The sequence below is a fragment of the Quadrisphaera sp. KR29 genome (assembly GCF_052644995.1).
The window spans coordinates 149,861-166,478 of sequence record NZ_JBQXXG010000005.1 but is presented as its reverse complement, the minus strand read 5'-3'; the positions used below and the strand labels follow the sequence as shown (position 1 = coordinate 166,478).

Here is a 16,618-nt window from a genome sequence, read left to right as displayed (position 1 = left end):
ACGACGAGGCCCCGCCACCCGCTCCGGGTGGCGGGGCCTCGCCGCGTCCCGGGACCCCCGCGGGGGTGGGCGCGCGGTGCGCGGATCGCCGGGCGGGAGGGGCCGTAGGGTCGGCGGGTGCTGTTCGTGGGGCTGACCGGCGGGGTGGGCGCGGGCAAGAGCACCGCGGCCGCTGCCCTGCGCGAGCTGGGCGCGGTGGTGGTCGACGCCGACGCCGTCGCCCGGGAGGTGGTCGCCCCCGGCACCCCGGGCCTGGCCGCGGTGGTCGCGGAGTTCGGCGAGGGGGTGCTGGGCGCCGACGGCGCGCTGGACAGGCCAGCGCTGGGGCGGGTCGTCTTCGGCGCCGACGCGGGCAGCGCGCAGCGGCGCCGGGCGCTGGAGGCCATCACCCACCCCCTCGTGCTGCGGCGCACCGAGCAGCTGGTGGCCGCGGCGCAGGCGGCCGACCCCGCCGCCGTCGTCGTCCACGACATCCCGCTGCTCGTGGAGCTGCGCCGCACGGACCGCTACCACCTGGTGCTGGCGGTGGTGGCCGACGAGCAGGTGCGGCTGCGCCGGCTGGTGCAGGGCCGCGGGATGGCCGAGGACGACGCGCGCGCCCGCCTGGCGGCGCAGGCCGGCGACGGCGCCCGCCGCGCCGCCGCCGACGTCCTGCTGGACGGCTCCGGCGACCCGCAGGCGCTCGCGGAGCGGCTGCGGGTGCTGTGGGCCGAGCGCCTGGTGCCCTACGAGGAGCACCTGCGCCGCGGCCAGCGGGCACCCCGGCGCGACCGCCCCGTGCTCGTGGCGCCCGACCCGGGCTGGGCCGCCGCCGGGGAGCGGCTCGTGGCGCGGGTGGCGCGCGCCGCGGGGGAGCGGGCCCTGGACGTGCAGCACACCGGGTCCACGGCGGTGCCCGGGCTGCTCGCGAAGGACTGCATCGACCTGCAGGTGGTCTGCGCCGACCTGCCCACCGCGCTGGAGGTGGCCGCGGACCTGCGCGGCGCCGGCCTGGTCGCCGAGTCCGGCGAGTGGTGGGACGAGCCGACCTCGCGCCGCGGGCAGGGCGACGCGTCCTACCGCCGGGTGCCCAAGGGCTTCGCCGCGAACGCCGACCCCGGACGGCTGGTGAACTGCCACGTGCGCCACGCCGCCAACCCCGAGGTGCGCGAGGTGGTGGCCTTCCGCGACGCGCTGCGCGCCGACCCCCACGCCCGGGAGGCGTACGCGCTGCTCAAGCGCGGCCTGGCCGCGAAGCACCGGACGATCGACGACTACGCGGCGGGCAAGACCGACTTCATCGCCGAGGTGCTGTCCCGCACGCCCTGAGCGGCGCGGGAAGCCGGCCGGGACCGGAGGGAACAGCGCTGTCACACCCGCGGTTCAGACTGTCATCATGCGCCCGGTCACCGATCTGCAGCGTCGCGTCGCGCCCTTCACCGTCGAGTCGGAGTTCTCACCCGCCGGTGACCAGCCGGCCGCCATCGCCGACATCGCCCGCCGCATCCGCGCCGGGGAGAAGGACGTCGTGCTGCTGGGCGCCACCGGCACCGGCAAGTCCGCGACCACGGCGTGGACGATCGAGCAGCTGCAGCGGCCCACCCTCGTGCTGGCGCCCAACAAGACGCTCGCCGCGCAGCTGGCCAACGAGTTCCGCGAGCTGCTGCCGAACAACGCGGTGGAGTACTTCGTCTCCTACTACGACTACTACCAGCCGGAGGCGTACGTCCCGCAGTCCGACACCTACATCGAGAAGGACTCCTCGATCAACGAGGAGGTCGAGCGGCTGCGGCACTCGGCCACCAACTCGCTGCTGACCCGGCGCGACGTCGTCGTGGTCGCGTCGGTCTCGTGCATCTACGGCCTGGGCACGCCGCAGGAGTACGTCGACAGGATGGTCACCCTCCGCGTCGGGGACACCGTCGAGCGCGACGACCTGCTGCGCCAGTTCGTGACCATGCAGTACACCCGCAACGACCTGGCGTTCACCCGCGGCACCTTCCGGGTGCGCGGCGACACCATCGAGATCATCCCGGTGTACGAGGAGCACGCGATCCGCATCGAGATGTTCGGTGACGAGATCGAGAAGCTGTACCTGCTGCACCCCCTCACCGGCGAGGTGCTGCGCGACGAGCAGACGATGCACCTGTTCCCGGCCACGCACTACGTCGCGGGGCCCGAGCGCATGGAGCGGGCCATCGGCACCATCGAGCGCGAGCTCGAGGCCCGCCTGGCCGAGCTGGAGGCGCAGGGCAAGCTGCTGGAGGCCCAGCGCCTGCGCATGCGGACCACCTACGACATCGAGATGATGCGCCAGGTCGGCACCTGCGCCGGCATCGAGAACTACTCGCGCCACATCGACGGCCGCGCCCCCGGCACCGCGCCCCACACGCTGCTGGACTACTTCCCCGAGGACTTCCTGCTCGTCATCGACGAGTCGCACGTCACCGTGCCGCAGATCGGGGCGATGTACGAGGGCGACACGAGCCGCAAGCGCACCCTCGTCGACCACGGCTTCCGCCTGCCGTCCGCCATGGACAACAGGCCGCTGACGTGGGAGGAGTTCCTCGAGCGCATCGGGCAGACGGTCTACCTGTCGGCCACCCCCGGCGACTACGAGATGTCCCGCGTCAAGGGCGAGTTCGTCGAGCAGGTCATCCGCCCGACCGGGCTGGTCGACCCCCAGGTGGTGCTGCGGCCCACGAAGGGCCAGATCGACGACCTGCTCGGGCAGATCCGCGAGCGGGCGGCCAGGGACGAGCGCGTGCTGGTCACCACGCTGACCAAGAAGATGGCCGAGGACCTCACCGACTACCTGCTCGACCAGGGCGTGCGGGTGCGCTACCTGCACTCCGAGGTCGACACCCTGCGCCGGGTGGAGCTGCTGCGCGAGCTGCGCCAGGGCGACTACGACGTCCTGGTGGGCATCAACCTGCTGCGCGAGGGCCTGGACCTGCCCGAGGTGAGCCTGGTGAGCATCCTCGACGCCGACAAGGAGGGCTTCCTGCGCTCCGCGCGGTCGCTGATCCAGACGATCGGGCGCGCGGCGCGCAACGTCTCCGGCCAGGTGCACATGTACGCCGACACCGTGACGCCCTCGATGCAGCAGGCGATCGAGGAGACCAACCGCCGCCGGGAGAAGCAAGTCGCCTACAACCGCGAGCGCGGGGTCGACCCGATGCCGCTGCGCAAGAAGATCGCCGACATCACCGACCTCATCGCCCGCGAGGACGCGGACACCGCTGCGCTGCTGGGCGGCGGCGGGCGGCAGCAGTCGCGCGGCAAGGCGCCGGTCCCGGGGATGGCCTCGCGCGGGGCGGAGGGCCGCTCGGGGGCGGGCATGGCCGGGGCGGAGCTGTCCGACCTCATCCAGCAGCTGTCCGACCAGATGCACGCGGCGGCCGCGGAGCTGCAGTTCGAGCTGGCGGCCCGGCTGCGCGACGAGATCGGCGACCTCAAGCGGGAGCTGCGGGGGATGCAGCGCGCCACCACCGTGTGAGCACCGCTGATCGTCGTGGCGGGCCGTGCGGCGGTGCCCGCGGTATGGTCGGTCGGACGTGAGGGGAGTATCCCTGCGCGCAGGTCCGTCATCACGGACCCCGGCCCGGCCGGGGACCCGGGCCTGCGGCTGACCGGCCGGGGGGCCGGCGGTGGGAGAGACCTCCGGACAGCTCGCACGCGCCGTGACTCCGGAGGTCCCCGTGGACGTACCCCTGTGGCTGTGGGCAGCCACGCTCGCCCTCATCATCGGCATGATCGTGTACGACTTCGTCGGCCACGTGCGCACGCCGCACGCGCCGTCGATCCGCGAGGCCGCCATCTGGTCGGCGGTCTACGTCGGCATCGCCGTCCTGTTCGGGCTGGGGATCCTGGTCTTCTACGGCGGCCAGTACGGCGGTGAGTACTTCGCCGGGTACATCACCGAGAAGGCGCTCAGCGTCGACAACCTCTTCGTCTTCGTGCTGATCCTGACCAGCTTCGCGGTGCCGCGCGAGTTCCAGCAGAAGGTGCTGCTCATCGGCATCGCGATCGCCATCGTGCTGCGCGGCATCTTCATCGCCGTCGGCGCGGCGGCCATCCAGAACTTCTCCTGGGTCTTCTGGATCTTCGGCGCCATCCTCATCTACACGGCGATCGCGCAGGTCAGGGCGCAGAACGACCACGACGAGGAGTACAAGGAGAACGCGGTGCTGCGCTTCACCAAGCGCGTGCTGCCGACCACGGACGACTACCACGGCGACAAGTTCACGACCAGGGTCGACGGCAAGCGCTTCATCACGCCGATGTTCGTGGTGATCATCGCCATCGGCACCGCCGACCTCATCTTCGCCGTCGACTCGATCCCGGCCATCTTCGGCCTCACCCAGGAGCCCTACCTCGTCTTCGCGGCCAACGCGTTCTCGCTGCTCGGCCTGCGCCAGCTGTACTTCCTCATCGACGGCCTGCTCGACCGCCTCGTCTACCTGCACTACGGCCTGGCGGCCATCCTGGCCTTCATCGGCGCCAAGCTGATCATCCACGCCATGCACGAGAACGAGCTGCCGTTCCTCAACGGCGGCGAGCACATCACCGCCATCCCCGAGATCTCGACCCCCGTCTCGCTGGGCTTCATCGTCGTCGCGCTGACGCTCACCACCGTCCTGAGCCTGCGGAAGTCCCAGAAGGACGCCCAGCAGGGCGGTGGCCGCGGTGACGTCGGCTCGGGCAGCGGTCCCGGCGGCGGCACCGAGCCCCGTGACGCCCAGGTGCCCACCTCGGGCCGGGCCTCGCAGGCCGCCACCTCCTCCCCGGGCGGCAGCTCCGAGGGCTCCACCCGCCAGGACGGCTGACGGTGCAGGAGCTGCCGACCTGGTTCGAGGTCGGCACCCTCGTCGCGCTCGTGGGGCTGCTGCTCGCCGACCTCCTGGTCGTCGCGCGGCGGCCCCACGTCCCCTCCACCAAGGAGAGCGCCCTGTGGGTCGCCTTCTACGTGGCGCTGGCCGTCGTGTTCGGCGTGGTCATGCTGGTCATCCCCGGCGGCGGCGCCGAGCCGTCCTCGGAGTTCTTCGCCGGGTGGATCACCGAGTACTCCCTCAGCGTGGACAACCTCTTCGTCTTCGTGATCATCATGTCGCGGTTCGCGGTGCCCGCGGAGGACCAGCAGAAGGTCCTCATGGTCGGCATCCTCATCGCGCTGGTGCTGCGCGGGGTGTTCATCCTCCTGGGCGCCGCGGTGATCGAGAGGTTCAGCTGGGTCTTCTACATCTTCGGCGCCTTCCTCATCTACACCGCGGTCAAGCTGGTGCTGGACAGGAACGACGACGAGGAGTACGAGGACAACGCGCTCATCCGCCGGATGCGCAAGGTCCTCCCGCTCAGCGAGCACTACGACGGCGCGAAGGTGCGCACCGTCGTGGACGGCAAGAAGCTCTTCACGCCGATGATCATCGTGTTCTTCGCGATCGGCAGCACCGACCTGCTGTTCGCGCTCGACTCGATCCCGGCCATCTTCGGCCTCACCGAGGACCCGTTCCTGGTCTACACCGCCAACATCTTCGCGCTCATGGGGCTGCGGCAGCTGTACTTCCTGCTGGGCGGCCTGCTCGACAGGCTCGTGTACCTGTCCATCGGGCTGGCGGTCGTGCTGGGGGGCATCGGCGTCAAGCTCGTGCTGGAGGCCCTGCACACCAACGAGCTGCCGTTCCTCAACGGCGGTGAGCCCTTCTCCTGGGCGCCGGAGGTGCCCATCTGGGTCTCGCTGGTGTTCATCGTGGCCGTGCTGCTCATCACCACGGTGGCCAGCCTGCTGCGCAGCCGCCAGCTCGAGCGCCGCGAGAGCGCGCGCGGCTGACCCGCGCCCTGCGGGCCGGGCGGTGGGCCGGGCGGCGGGGCCGGGGTCCGAGGGGACCCCGGCCCCGCCGGCTCACCAGCCGCGGGAGCGGTACTCGCCCAGGCGCGGGCGCTCGGCGCCCAGCGTCGTGGTCTCCCCGTGCCCGGGGTGCACCACGGTGTCGTCGGGCAGCCCGGCGAAGACCCGCTCCTCCAGGTCGTCCATGAGCGCGGTGAAGTCCTGCGGCGACCAGGTCCTGCCCGGCCCGCCCGGGAACAGGGAGTCGCCGGTGAACAGGTGCGCGACCTCGCCGTCGGCGCCGGGCAGCGCGCCGGCGGGCAGCAGCAGCGCCACCGACCCCGGCGTGTGCCCGCGCAGCGCGGTCACCGCCAGCTCGTGGTCCCCCACGCGCACGGCGTCGCCGTGGTGCAGGCGGCGGTCCGGCGCGAGCGGCAGCGCGTCGGCGTCGGCGTCCCCGGCGGCCGTGGCCGCCCCCGTGGCCCGGGCGACCTCCACCAGGGCGCCGGTGTGGTCGTCGTGGCGGTGGGTGGTCACCACCAGCCCGTCCCCGCGCCGCGCGCCCGGCAGGGCCTCCTCCAGCAGCGCCAGCAGCCGCTCGGGCTGCGCGGCGGCGTCGACGAGCAGCCACGCCCCCGTGCCGCCCGCCCCGCCGTCGGTGAGCAGGTAGGAGCGGTTGTCCACCGGTCCCACCGAGACCGTCCGCAGCTCCAGCATCAGCGCTCCAGCTCCTGTCCGTCGGGGGTGGCGCCGCGCAGGTCCGCCGCCGCCAGCGCGTCGGCGGCCCGGACCAGCGCCAGGTGCGACAGCGCCTGCGGAGTGTTGCCCAGCTGGTGGCCCCCCTGCACGTCGTACTCCTCCGACAGCAGCCCCACGTCGTTGCGCAGCGCCAGCAGGCGCTGCATGAGCGCGTGGCCCTCCTCGGTGCGCCCGGTGCGCGCGTACTGCTCCACCAGCCAGAACGAGCACGCCAGGAAGGGGTGCTCCCCGGGCGGCAGGCCGTCGGAGGAGGCCTCGGTGCGGTAGCGCAGCACCAGGCCGTCCGGCATGAGGTCGGCCTCCAGGGCGGCCACCGTGGCCAGCACCGCGGGGTGGTCGGGCGCGACGAAGCCGACCTGCGGCAGCTGCAGCAGCGACGCGTCGACCTCGGTGGTGCCGTAGTGCTGCACGAAGCAGCCCCGCCCCGGCCGCTCGCGGGTGCCGGTGTCCACGCCGTGCTCCATCACCTCCGCCCGCACCCGCTCGGCCAGCGCCTCCCAGACCTCCGCCGGGCCGTCCAGCCCGCGCTCGCGGACGGCGCGCACGCCGCGGTCCAGCGCGGCCCAGACCATGACCCGCGAGTGCACGTAGTACTGCTCCGGCCCCCGCATCTCCCAGATGCCGGAGTCCTTGCGGTCGGTGTGGGAGACCACGAAGTCCAGCAGCGCGCGCTGCATCGGCCAGGAGAAGGCGTCCTCGGCCAGCCCGGCGCGGCGCGCGGCGTCCAGGGCCACCATGACCTCGCCCAGCACGTCGGCCTGGTACTGGTCCACCGCGCCGTTGCCGATGCGCACCGGCCGGGCCCCGCCGAAGCCGGGCAGGTGGTCCAGCTCGCGCTCGGGCAGGTCCCGGGCCCCGTCGACGCCGTACATGATCTGCACGTCCTCGGGGTCGCCGGCGATGGCGCGCAGCAGCCACCCCCGCCACTCGCGGGCCTCCTCGGTGTAGCCGTGCTCCAGCAGCGCCTCCAGCGTCAGCGCCGCGTCGCGCAGCCAGCAGAACCGGTAGTCCCAGTTGCGCGTGCCGCCCGGCATCTCCGGCAGCGACGTGGTGGCCGCCGCGACGATGCCGCCCGTGTCCTCGTGGGTGAGGGCCCGCAGCACCAGCAGGGAGCGCACCACCGCCGCCGCGTACGGCCCCCTGGCGGCGGGCCCGTCCCCGCGGTCCGCCCACGCCTGCCACCAGCGGCGCGTGCCCTCCAGCCGCTCGTCGACCTCCACCGGCAGCGGCGGCTCGCGGTGGGAGGGGAACCAGGTCAGCACGGTGTCGACGACCTGCCCCGCGGACACCCTGAGGGGGCCCACGTGGGTGCGGCCGCGCGCCCGGGGCAGGCGGCCGGTGCTGCGCAGCAGCACCGCGTCCGGGCCGGCGCTGGCCAGCAGCCCCTTGGCGGCGTCCCCGGCGCCGCCCACGCGCCGCACCCACGGCACCACCGCGCCGTAGCCGAAGCGGACCACGAGCTCCTGGCGCAGCTCGACCTCCCCGGCCACCCCGACGACCCGGCGCACCAGGTCGGCCCGCCGGTCACCCATGGGCATGCAGTCCAGGACGTCGACGACGCCGCCGCCCTCCAGCGTCCAGCGGGTCCGCAGGAGGAAGGAGTCGCCCACGTACTCGCGCTCCACCGACAGCACGGCGGGGCCGTCCTCGGGCGGCGCGATGGTCCAGTGGCCGTGCTCGCGGGTGCCCAGCAGGGCCGCGAAGGCGGCGGGGGAGTCGAAGCGGGGCAGGCACATCCAGTCGATCGAGCCGCGCCGGCCCACCAGCGCGGCGGTGTGGCAGTCGCCCACCACGGCGTAGTCCTCGATGTGCTGGTCGGGCTGGGTACCGGGGGCGGCGTCGGGCACCGCGCCATCGTGCACCTGTCCGCGATCTTCGGCAGGGTGGGCGCGTGAGCGAGCACGACCAGCAGGCGACCGGCGGCACCGAGGGCGGGCGCGGCGGGCGCAGCGGCCCGGAGCAGCCCGGCACCGGCGGCCACGGCGCCTCGGGGGAGCGGGGGCACTCCGGGGGCGACCCGGTCGCCACCCTGCTCGTGCTCGGCGCCAGCGGCGACCTCGCCTCGCGGCTGCTGCTGCCCGGCCTGGCGCGCCTGCTCGTCTCCGACCGCAGCGAGGACCCCGGCCACGGCCACGGCGCGTCGCTGCAGCTGGTCGGCGCCGGCTCGGAGGACTGGGACGACGCGCGGTGGCGCCAGGTGGTCACCCGGGCCTTCGCCGACGCCGAGGGCCACGAGGACGCCGACCGGCCCGGCGGGTGGGAGGCCGCGTGCGCCGTGCGCGACGCCAGCCGCTACCAGCAGGTCGACGTCACCGACCCGGACGCCCTGACCGCCCTGCTGCACTCCTGCGCGGCCCCCGTCGCGGTGTACTTCGCGCTGCCGCCGGCCATCACGGCGCAGGCCTGCGAGAACCTCGTGGGGAAGGACCTCCCGCCCAGCACCCGCCTGGTGCTGGAGAAGCCCTTCGGCTCCGACGAGGCCTCGGCGCACCGCCTCAACGAGGTCGTCGCCCGCCTCGTGCCCGAGGAGCACGTCCACCGGGTCGACCACTTCCTGGGCACGTCCACGGTGCTCAACGTCTTCGGCGTGCGCTTCGCCAACCGCCTCTTCGAGCCGACCTGGAACGCCGGCCACGTCGAGCGGGTCGACGTCTTCTACGACGAGGACCTCGCCCTGGAGGGCCGGGCGCGCTACTACGACCGGGCCGGCGCGCTGAAGGACATGATCCAGAGCCACCTGCTGCAGGTCCTGGCCGTGCTCGCCATGGACGCCCCCGCCGCCCTGGACGAGCGCGAGTTCCGCGACCGCAAGGCGCAGGTGCTGCGCGCCACCCGGCTGGCCGGGACGCCCGCGCAGGCCAGCCGGCGCGCGGTGTACACCGCCGGCCGGATGGGCGAGCGCGACCTGCCCGACTACACCGCCGAGGAGGGCGTGGACCCCTCCCGCCACACCGAGACCCTCGCCGAGGTGGTCCTGCACGTCGACACCTGGCGCTGGGCCGGCGTGCCGTTCCGCCTGCGCTCGGGCAAGGGCCTCGGCAGGGCGCGCAAGGAGGCGGTCATCACCTACAAGCCCGTGCCGCACCTCATGGCGGGCCTGCACGGGGAGGCCCGGCCGACCCGCCTGAGGCTGTCCTTCAAGCCCGGAGCGGTCGACCTCGACCTGGTCGTGAACGCCGAGGGCGACCCCTTCGACCTGGAGCCGGCCACCCTGACGGCGCGGCTGGGCGACTCCCAGCTGCCCGCCTACGGCGAGGTGCTCGCCGGGGTGCTCGACGGCGACCCGCTGCTGTCGGTGCGCGGTGACACCGCCGAGGACTGCTGGCGCATCCTCGCGCCCGTCATCGCCGCCTGGGAGGCCGACGAGGTGCCGCTGGAGACCTACCCGGCCGGCAGCGACGGCCCGGGGCCCACCGAGGCGTTCCCGGCGGTCTGAGGCCGCCGGGGCCTCCCGGTGACCCTCGGTGTGACCGTCCTCGCGCGGCGTCGCGCGCTCGGTCGCGCTGTCGGTGGCGCGACCTACAGTTGACACCCGTGGATCGACTCGTCGTGCAAGGCGCCCGTGAGCACAACCTCAAGGACGTCTCCCTGGACCTCCCCCGCGACAAGATGATCGTCTTCACCGGCCTGTCGGGGTCGGGCAAGTCGAGCCTCGCGTTCGACACGATCTTCGCCGAGGGCCAGCGCCGCTACGTCGAGTCGCTGTCCGCCTACGCCCGCCAGTTCCTGGGCCAGATGGACAAGCCCGACGTCGACTTCATCGAGGGCCTGTCCCCGGCGGTCTCGATCGACCAGAAGTCGACCAGCAGGAACCCGCGGTCCACCGTGGGCACGATCACCGAGATCTACGACTACCTGCGCCTGCTGTGGGCCCGGGCCGGCCGCGCCCACTGCCCGACCTGCGGGGAGCCGGTGGCACGCCAGACCCCGCAGCAGATCGTCGACCGGCTGCTGGAGCTGCCGGAGACCACGCGCTTCCAGGTGCTGGCGCCGGTGGTGCGCGGCCGCAAGGGCGAGTTCGTCGACCTCTTCACCGAGCTGCAGGCCAAGGGCTACGCCCGCGTCCGGGTGGACGGCGAGACGCTGCAGCTGTCCGACGCCGCGTCGCGCCCCGCGCTGGACAAGCGCAAGAAGCACACCATCGAGGTGGTGGTCGACCGCCTCGTCATGCGCGACGGCGTGCAGCGGCGCCTCACCGACTCCGTGGAGACCGCCCTCGGCCTGGCCGACGGCGTGCTCCTCGTCGAGCTCGTGGAGCGCACGCCGCCCGCGGGGGAGGAGGCCAGCGCCCCCGCGCCGGACGGGCCGACGGTCATGCGCTTCTCGGAGAAGCTGGCCTGCCCCAACGACCACCCCCTCGCGCTGGAGGAGGTCGAGCCGCGCACCTTCTCCTTCAACGCCCCCTACGGCGCCTGCCCGGAGTGCTCCGGCATCGGCACCCGCCTGGAGGTCGACCCCGAGCTCGTCGTCCCCGACCCCGACCAGAGCCTGGCCGAGGGCGCCATCGCCCCGTGGAACGGCGCCGGCAGCAGCGAGTACCACCAGCGGCTCATCGGCGGGCTGGCCAAGCAGCTCGGCTTCTCGGTCGACGTGCCCTGGCGGGCGCTGCCCGAGCGGGCCACGCAGGCGCTGCTGCACGGCGAGGGCTACGAGGTGCACGTCACCTACAAGAACCGCTGGGGGCGCGAGCGCTCCTACACCACCGGCTTCGAGGGCGTGCTCCCCTTCATCAAGCGCCGCCACTCCGAGACCGAGTCCGACAGCTCTCGCGAGCGCCTCGAGGGCTACATGCGCGAGGTGCCCTGCCGCGTGTGCGGCGGCGCGCGCCTGCGCCCGGAGGTCCTCGCGGTCACCGTGGGCGGCAAGTCCATCGCCCAGGCCTGCGCGCTGCCGGTGGCGGAGCTGCGGGCGTGGCTGGACACCCTGGAGCTGACGGCCCGCGAGGCGCAGATCGCCGCCGCCGTCCTCAAGGAGGTCCTCGCGCGGGTCCAGTTCCTCGTCGACGTCGGCCTGACCTACCTCTCCCTCGACCGCGCCTCCGGCACGCTGTCCGGCGGGGAGGCGCAGCGCATCCGGCTGGCCACGCAGATCGGCTCGGGCCTGGTCGGCGTGCTGTACGTGCTCGACGAGCCGAGCATCGGCCTGCACCAGCGCGACAACCGCCGCCTCATCGAGACCCTGACGCGGCTGCGCGACCTGGGCAACACCCTCATCGTGGTCGAGCACGACGAGGACACCATCCACGTGGCCGACTGGGTGGTCGACATCGGCCCGGGCGCCGGCGAGCACGGCGGCCAGGTGGTGCACTCCGGCACCGTGGCCGAGCTGCTGGCCAACACCGGCTCCATGACCGGCGACTACCTGGCCGGCCGGCGCGCCGTGCCGGTGCCGGCCGAGCGCCGCGCCGTCGACCCCGGCCGCGTGGTGAAGGTGGTCGGGGCGCGCGAGAACAACCTGCGCGGCATCGACGTGGAGCTGCCGCTGGGGGTGCTCACCGCGGTCACCGGGGTGTCCGGGTCGGGCAAGTCGAGCCTGGTCAACGACATCCTCTACAAGGTGCTGGCCAACCGGCTCAACGGCGCCCGCCAGGTGCCCGGGCGGCACACCCGCGTGGAGGGCGTCGACCAGCTCGACAAGGTGGTCCACGTCGACCAGAGCCCCATCGGGCGCACCCCGCGGTCCAACCCGGCCACCTACACCGGGGTGTGGGACGTGGTCCGCTCGCTGTTCGCCGAGACCACCGAGGCCAAGGTGCGCGGCTACCAGGCGGGCCGGTTCTCCTTCAACGTCAAGGGCGGCCGCTGCGAGCACTGCAGCGGCGACGGCACCATCAAGATCGAGATGAACTTCCTCCCGGACGTGTACGTGCCGTGCGAGGTCTGCCACGGCGCGCGCTACAACCGCGAGACCCTCGAGGTGCACTTCAAGGGCAAGACCGTGGCCGACGTCCTCGACATGCCGATCGAGGAGGCCGCGGAGTTCTTCGCCGCGGTGCCGCGGATCTCGCGCTACCTGCGCACCCTGGTCGACGTCGGCCTGGGGTACGTGCGCCTGGGCCAGCCGGCGCCCACGCTGTCCGGCGGCGAGGCGCAGCGCGTGAAGCTGGCCAGCGAGCTCCAGCGCCGCTCCACCGGCCGCACCGTGTACGTCCTCGACGAGCCCACGACGGGTCTGCACTTCGAGGACGTCCGCAAGCTCCTCGAGGTGCTGCAGGGCCTGGCCGACAAGGGCAACACCGTGGTGGTCATCGAGCACAACCTCGACGTCATCAAGAGCGCAGACTGGGTGCTCGACATGGGTCCTGAGGGCGGGTCCGGCGGCGGGAAGCTCATCGCCGCGGGCACCCCCGAGCACCTCGCCAGGACCCACGAGCGGACCGGCAGCCACACCGGCCGCTTCCTCGGCCCCGTGCTCGAGGCCTCGCGGCAGCGTGACGCGCACCTCGATCTCAGCCGGGACGCAGCCGCAGCACCTAGCCTCGCGTCATGACGACGGAACCGCAGACAGCCGAGTCCCGCCCCGCCATGACCGTCCGCACCGCCGCGGACGCCGCAGCACCTGCCGCGCGGATGCTGCCGTGCTCGCGCCGCGCCCTGCTCGCCCGAGCCGGTGCCGGTGGCGCCGTGCTCGGCGCCGCGGGCCTGCTCGCCGCCTGCGGCGGCACGGGCGAGCCTGCCGCCTCCTCCGCCGGGGGTGACGGCTCGGCGTCCGGCTCCGACAGCTCCAGCGCCGCCGGTGGCAGCGGCTCGGGCGCCGGCGTCCCCGCGTCCGACGTGCCCGAGGGCACGGCCGTCGTCGTCGAGGTGGGGGGCGAGGAGGTGGTGCTGGCCCAGCCCACCGCGGGTCAGTACGTCGCGTACTCGGCCGTGTGCACGCACGCCGGCGGCATCGTCCAGGCCGACCAGGGGCTGGAGGTCCGCTGCCCGCTGCACGGCAGCGTCTTCGACGCCGGTGACGGCGGCGCGGTGCTGCAGGGCCCGGCCACCTCCCCGCTGCCCTCCAAGACCGTCACGCAGGAGGGCGACCAGCTGCTCGTCAGCTGAGCGCGGCGGGTGCGGGCCGCCGGGCGCACGGCCGCCGGTCAGGTGGCAGGGTGTCGCCGTGCCCCCCGCTCCCTCCGGCGGCCCCGCCGCCGGCGCTCCTCGCGACGCCTCCAGCACCCCCAGCCCGTCCGGCCCCGACGCGACAGCGGCCCCCGTCGGTCACCACGCGGAGCCCGCCGAGCCCCCGCAGACCGCCGAGCACGCCCGCCTCGGCGAGTGCACCGGCGCGGCGGGGCCGTGGCGGCTGTGGGGCCCCTACCTGGCCGGGCGCCAGTGGGGCACCGTGCGCGAGGACTACTCCGCCGACGGCGACGCCTGGCGCTCCTTCCCCTTCGACCACGCCCGCTCGCGCGCCTACCGCTGGGGCGAGGACGGCCTGGGCGGCTTCTGCGACAGGTTCGGCTTCCTCAACCTCGCGGTGGCGCTGTGGAACGGGAAGGACCCCTTCCTCAAGGAGCGGCTCTTCGGGCTGACCAACGAGGAGGGCAACCACGGCGAGGACGCCAAGGAGCACTGGTGGGCTGTGGACGGCACCCCCACCCACTCCTGGGCGCAGTGGCTCTACCGCTACCCGCAGGCGGAGTTCCCCTACGCCCGGCTGCGGGAGGAGAACGCCCGCCGCAGCCGCGACGAGCGCGAGTTCGAGCTGGCCGACACCGGCGTGCTGGAGGAGGACCGCTTCTTCGACGTCCAGGTCACCTACGCCAAGTCCGCGCCCGACGACGTGTGCGTGGTCGTGGAGGCCACCAACCACGGACCGGAGGCCGCCCCGCTGCACCTGCTGCCGCAGCTGTGGTTCCGCAACACCTGGTCCTGGGGCCGCGACCTGCGCCGCGGCGTGCTCAGCCAGGTGCTCGCGCCCACGCTGACGGTGCCGGGCCTGGAAGCCGTCGAGGCCGAGCACGGCTACCTGGGCCGCTACGTGCTGGCCGCCGAGGGCTCCCCGCAGGTGCTCTTCTGCGACAACGAGACCAACGCGGCCCTGCTCTTCGGGGACAAGCGCGCCAGCAGCCCCCGCTTCCCCAAGGACGGCGTCGACAGGGCCGTCGTGCAGGGCGACACCAGCGGGGTCAACCCCGCCGGCACCGGCACCAAGGCCGCGTTCTGGTACCGCTGGGAGGCCGTGGCGCCCGGGCAGACGGTCAGCGTCCGGCTGCGCCTGAGCCCGTCGGACCCCACCACCGCCACCTTCGGGCCGGGCTTCGACGACGTCGTCGCCGCGCGCCGCGCCGAGGCCGACGAGTTCTACGCCACCGTCATCGACGCGTCCCTGCCCGCCGAGGACCGCCACGTCGCGCGCCGCGCCTACGCCGGGCTGCTGTGGACCAAGCAGCTGTACCGCTTCGACGTGGCCCAGTGGCTGGACGGCGACCCCGTCTCCCCGGCGCCGGAGCAGCGCGAGGACGCCGGCCGGCGCAACACCACCTGGCGCCACGTGGCCCTGGCCGACGTCATCTCCATGCCCGACGAGTGGGAGTACCCCTGGTTCGCGGCCTGGGACACCGCCTTCCACACCGTCCCCCTGGCGCACGTCGACCCCGACTTCGCCAAGGAGCAGCTGGTGCTCATGTGCCGGGAGTGGGCGATGCACCCCAACGGCCAGCTGCCCGCCTACGAGTGGGAGTTCGGCGACGTCAACCCGCCCGTGCACGCCTGGGCGGCCTGGCACGTGTACCGGATCGACGGCTACCGCGACCGCGACTTCCTCATCCGCGTCTTCACCAAGCTGCTGCTCAACTTCTCCTGGTGGGTGAACCGCAAGGACGCCTCGGGCTCCAACCTCTTCGAGGGCGGCTTCCTGGGGATGGACAACATCGCCCTGTTCGACAGGTCCGCCCCGCTGCCGCCCGGCTACCGGCTGGAGCAGTCCGACGCCACCAGCTGGATGGCGTTCTACTGCCAGCAGATGTTCAAGATCGCTCTCGAGCTGAGCCGGCACGACAGGGCCTGGGACGACACCGCCACCAAGTTCCTGGAGCACTTCCTGTCCATCGCCCAGGCGATGAACAGCTTCGGCACCCGCGGCGCCAAGCTGTGGGACGACGACGACGGCTTCTTCTACGACGTCCTGGTCGACCCCTCCGGCCACGCCGAGCCCATGCGGGTGCGCTCGATGGTGGGCCTGCTGCCGATCCTGGGCGCCACCGAGGTGCCCTCGTGGATCTCCACCGAGTGCCCCGACGTCACCACCCGGCTGCGGTGGCTGCAGCGGCGCCGCCCGGAGGTCATGGGGCCGCTGCGCTCGCGGTCAGGGCCCGACGGGCGCCGGATGCTGCTCTCCCTGGTCGGCCCGGAGCGGCTGCGCCGGATCCTGGAGCGGATGTTCGACCGCGAGGAGTTCTGGAGCCCCTACGGCGTGCGGTCCCTCTCGCGCTCCACCGGGCAGGTGTACGCCACCGTCGGCGGCCGGGACGTCTCCCTGGAGTACGAGCCGGGGGAGAGCCGCACGGGCCTGTTCGGCGGCAACTCCAACTGGCGCGGGCCGATCTGGTTCCCCGTCAACGTGCTGCTGGCCGACAAGCTGCGGACCATGGGCCGCCACTACGGCGACAGCTTCACCATCGAGGTGCCCACCGGCTCCGGCAACGTGGTCACCCTCGACCAGGCCGCCGACCTCGTCGACGGCGGGCTCACCGCCCTGTTCCGGCCCGACCCGGCGCGCGGCGGGCGCCGCCCCGCCGACGGCGACCGCGTGGAGGCCAGCGGCTCCCCGCTGTGGCGCGAGCAGGTGACCTTCAGCGAGTTCTTCGACGGCGACACCGGCGAGGGGCTGGGGGCCACCCACCAGACCGGGTGGACGGCGCTGGTGGCGCACCTGCTCAACCCCCGGCTGCCCGCCGACCCGCGCCGGATGGGCTGAGGCGCCCCCCGGGGTGCGAGCCGGCTGCAAGCCGCCCGCAAGCGGGCGGCGGCACCCTCGCCGGCATGAGCACCCAGCACAGCGACGCCTCCTCCTCGACCCCGGCCACCACCGAGCCCCTGGTCACCACCGAGCCCCTGGTCAGCCCCG

Annotated in this window: 10 protein-coding genes; 8 read left to right on the top strand and 2 right to left on the bottom strand. The window is 73.7% G+C overall.

What is annotated here, in order from left to right:
- The first annotated feature begins 117 nt into the window (after positions 1-117).
- The 4 genes from coaE (at position 118) to ACUN9U_RS06515 (ending at position 5,809) form a co-directional block, all read left to right on the top strand.
- Positions 118-1,308: a dephospho-CoA kinase gene (gene coaE, locus ACUN9U_RS06530; RefSeq protein ID WP_445484116.1), complete on the top strand. Its 1,191-nt coding sequence runs from the start codon at positions 118-120 to the stop codon at positions 1,306-1,308.
- A gap of 67 nt (positions 1,309-1,375) precedes the next feature.
- Entirely contained in the window at positions 1,376-3,478 is a 2,103-nt protein-coding gene (uvrB, locus tag ACUN9U_RS06525; protein WP_445484115.1) for an excinuclease ABC subunit UvrB, read from the top strand.
- A 202-nt stretch (positions 3,479-3,680) separates the two neighbouring features.
- Positions 3,681-4,808: a TerC family protein gene (locus ACUN9U_RS06520; protein WP_445484114.1), complete on the top strand. Its 1,128-nt coding sequence runs from the start codon at positions 3,681-3,683 to the stop codon at positions 4,806-4,808.
- Between the two features lie 2 nt (positions 4,809-4,810).
- The gene (locus ACUN9U_RS06515; protein ID WP_445484113.1) at positions 4,811-5,809 is read left to right on the top strand and encodes a TerC family protein; all 999 of its coding nucleotides are present in this window, start codon (positions 4,811-4,813) and stop codon (positions 5,807-5,809) included.
- 72 nt (positions 5,810-5,881) lie between these two features.
- On the opposite strand, the gene ACUN9U_RS06510 is transcribed toward ACUN9U_RS06515, so the two are convergent.
- Positions 5,882-6,523, bottom strand: a complete 642-nt coding sequence (locus ACUN9U_RS06510; protein ID WP_445484112.1) for an MBL fold metallo-hydrolase — start codon at positions 6,521-6,523, stop codon at positions 5,882-5,884.
- On the bottom strand, positions 6,523-8,412 hold the full coding sequence (locus tag ACUN9U_RS06505) for a glycoside hydrolase family 15 protein (RefSeq protein ID WP_445484111.1): 1,890 nt from the start codon (positions 8,410-8,412) through the stop codon (positions 6,523-6,525). Before ACUN9U_RS06505 ends, ACUN9U_RS06510 begins: the two co-directional genes overlap by 1 nt.
- Positions 8,413-8,456: 44 nt before the next feature.
- Here ACUN9U_RS06505 and ACUN9U_RS06500 point away from each other — a divergent pair, with 44 nt between their 5' ends.
- From ACUN9U_RS06500 to ACUN9U_RS06485, 4 genes are all read left to right on the top strand, one after another.
- A complete protein-coding gene (locus ACUN9U_RS06500; protein WP_445484110.1) occupies positions 8,457-10,001 on the top strand; it encodes a glucose-6-phosphate dehydrogenase in 1,545 nt (514 codons plus the stop codon).
- A gap of 98 nt (positions 10,002-10,099) precedes the next feature.
- Complete coding sequence (gene uvrA, locus ACUN9U_RS06495) at positions 10,100-13,054, top strand: excinuclease ABC subunit UvrA (protein ID WP_445484109.1); 2,955 nt, start codon at positions 10,100-10,102, stop codon at positions 13,052-13,054.
- Entirely contained in the window at positions 13,051-13,608 is a 558-nt protein-coding gene (locus ACUN9U_RS06490) for a Rieske (2Fe-2S) protein (protein WP_445484108.1), read from the top strand. The genes uvrA and ACUN9U_RS06490 overlap by 4 nt, the downstream gene beginning before the upstream one ends.
- Before the next feature lie 58 nt (positions 13,609-13,666).
- Positions 13,667-16,468 (top strand): MGH1-like glycoside hydrolase domain-containing protein, encoded by a 2,802-nt coding sequence (locus ACUN9U_RS06485; protein WP_445484107.1) that lies wholly within the window; start codon positions 13,667-13,669, stop codon positions 16,466-16,468.
- Positions 16,469-16,618 lie beyond the last annotated feature (150 nt).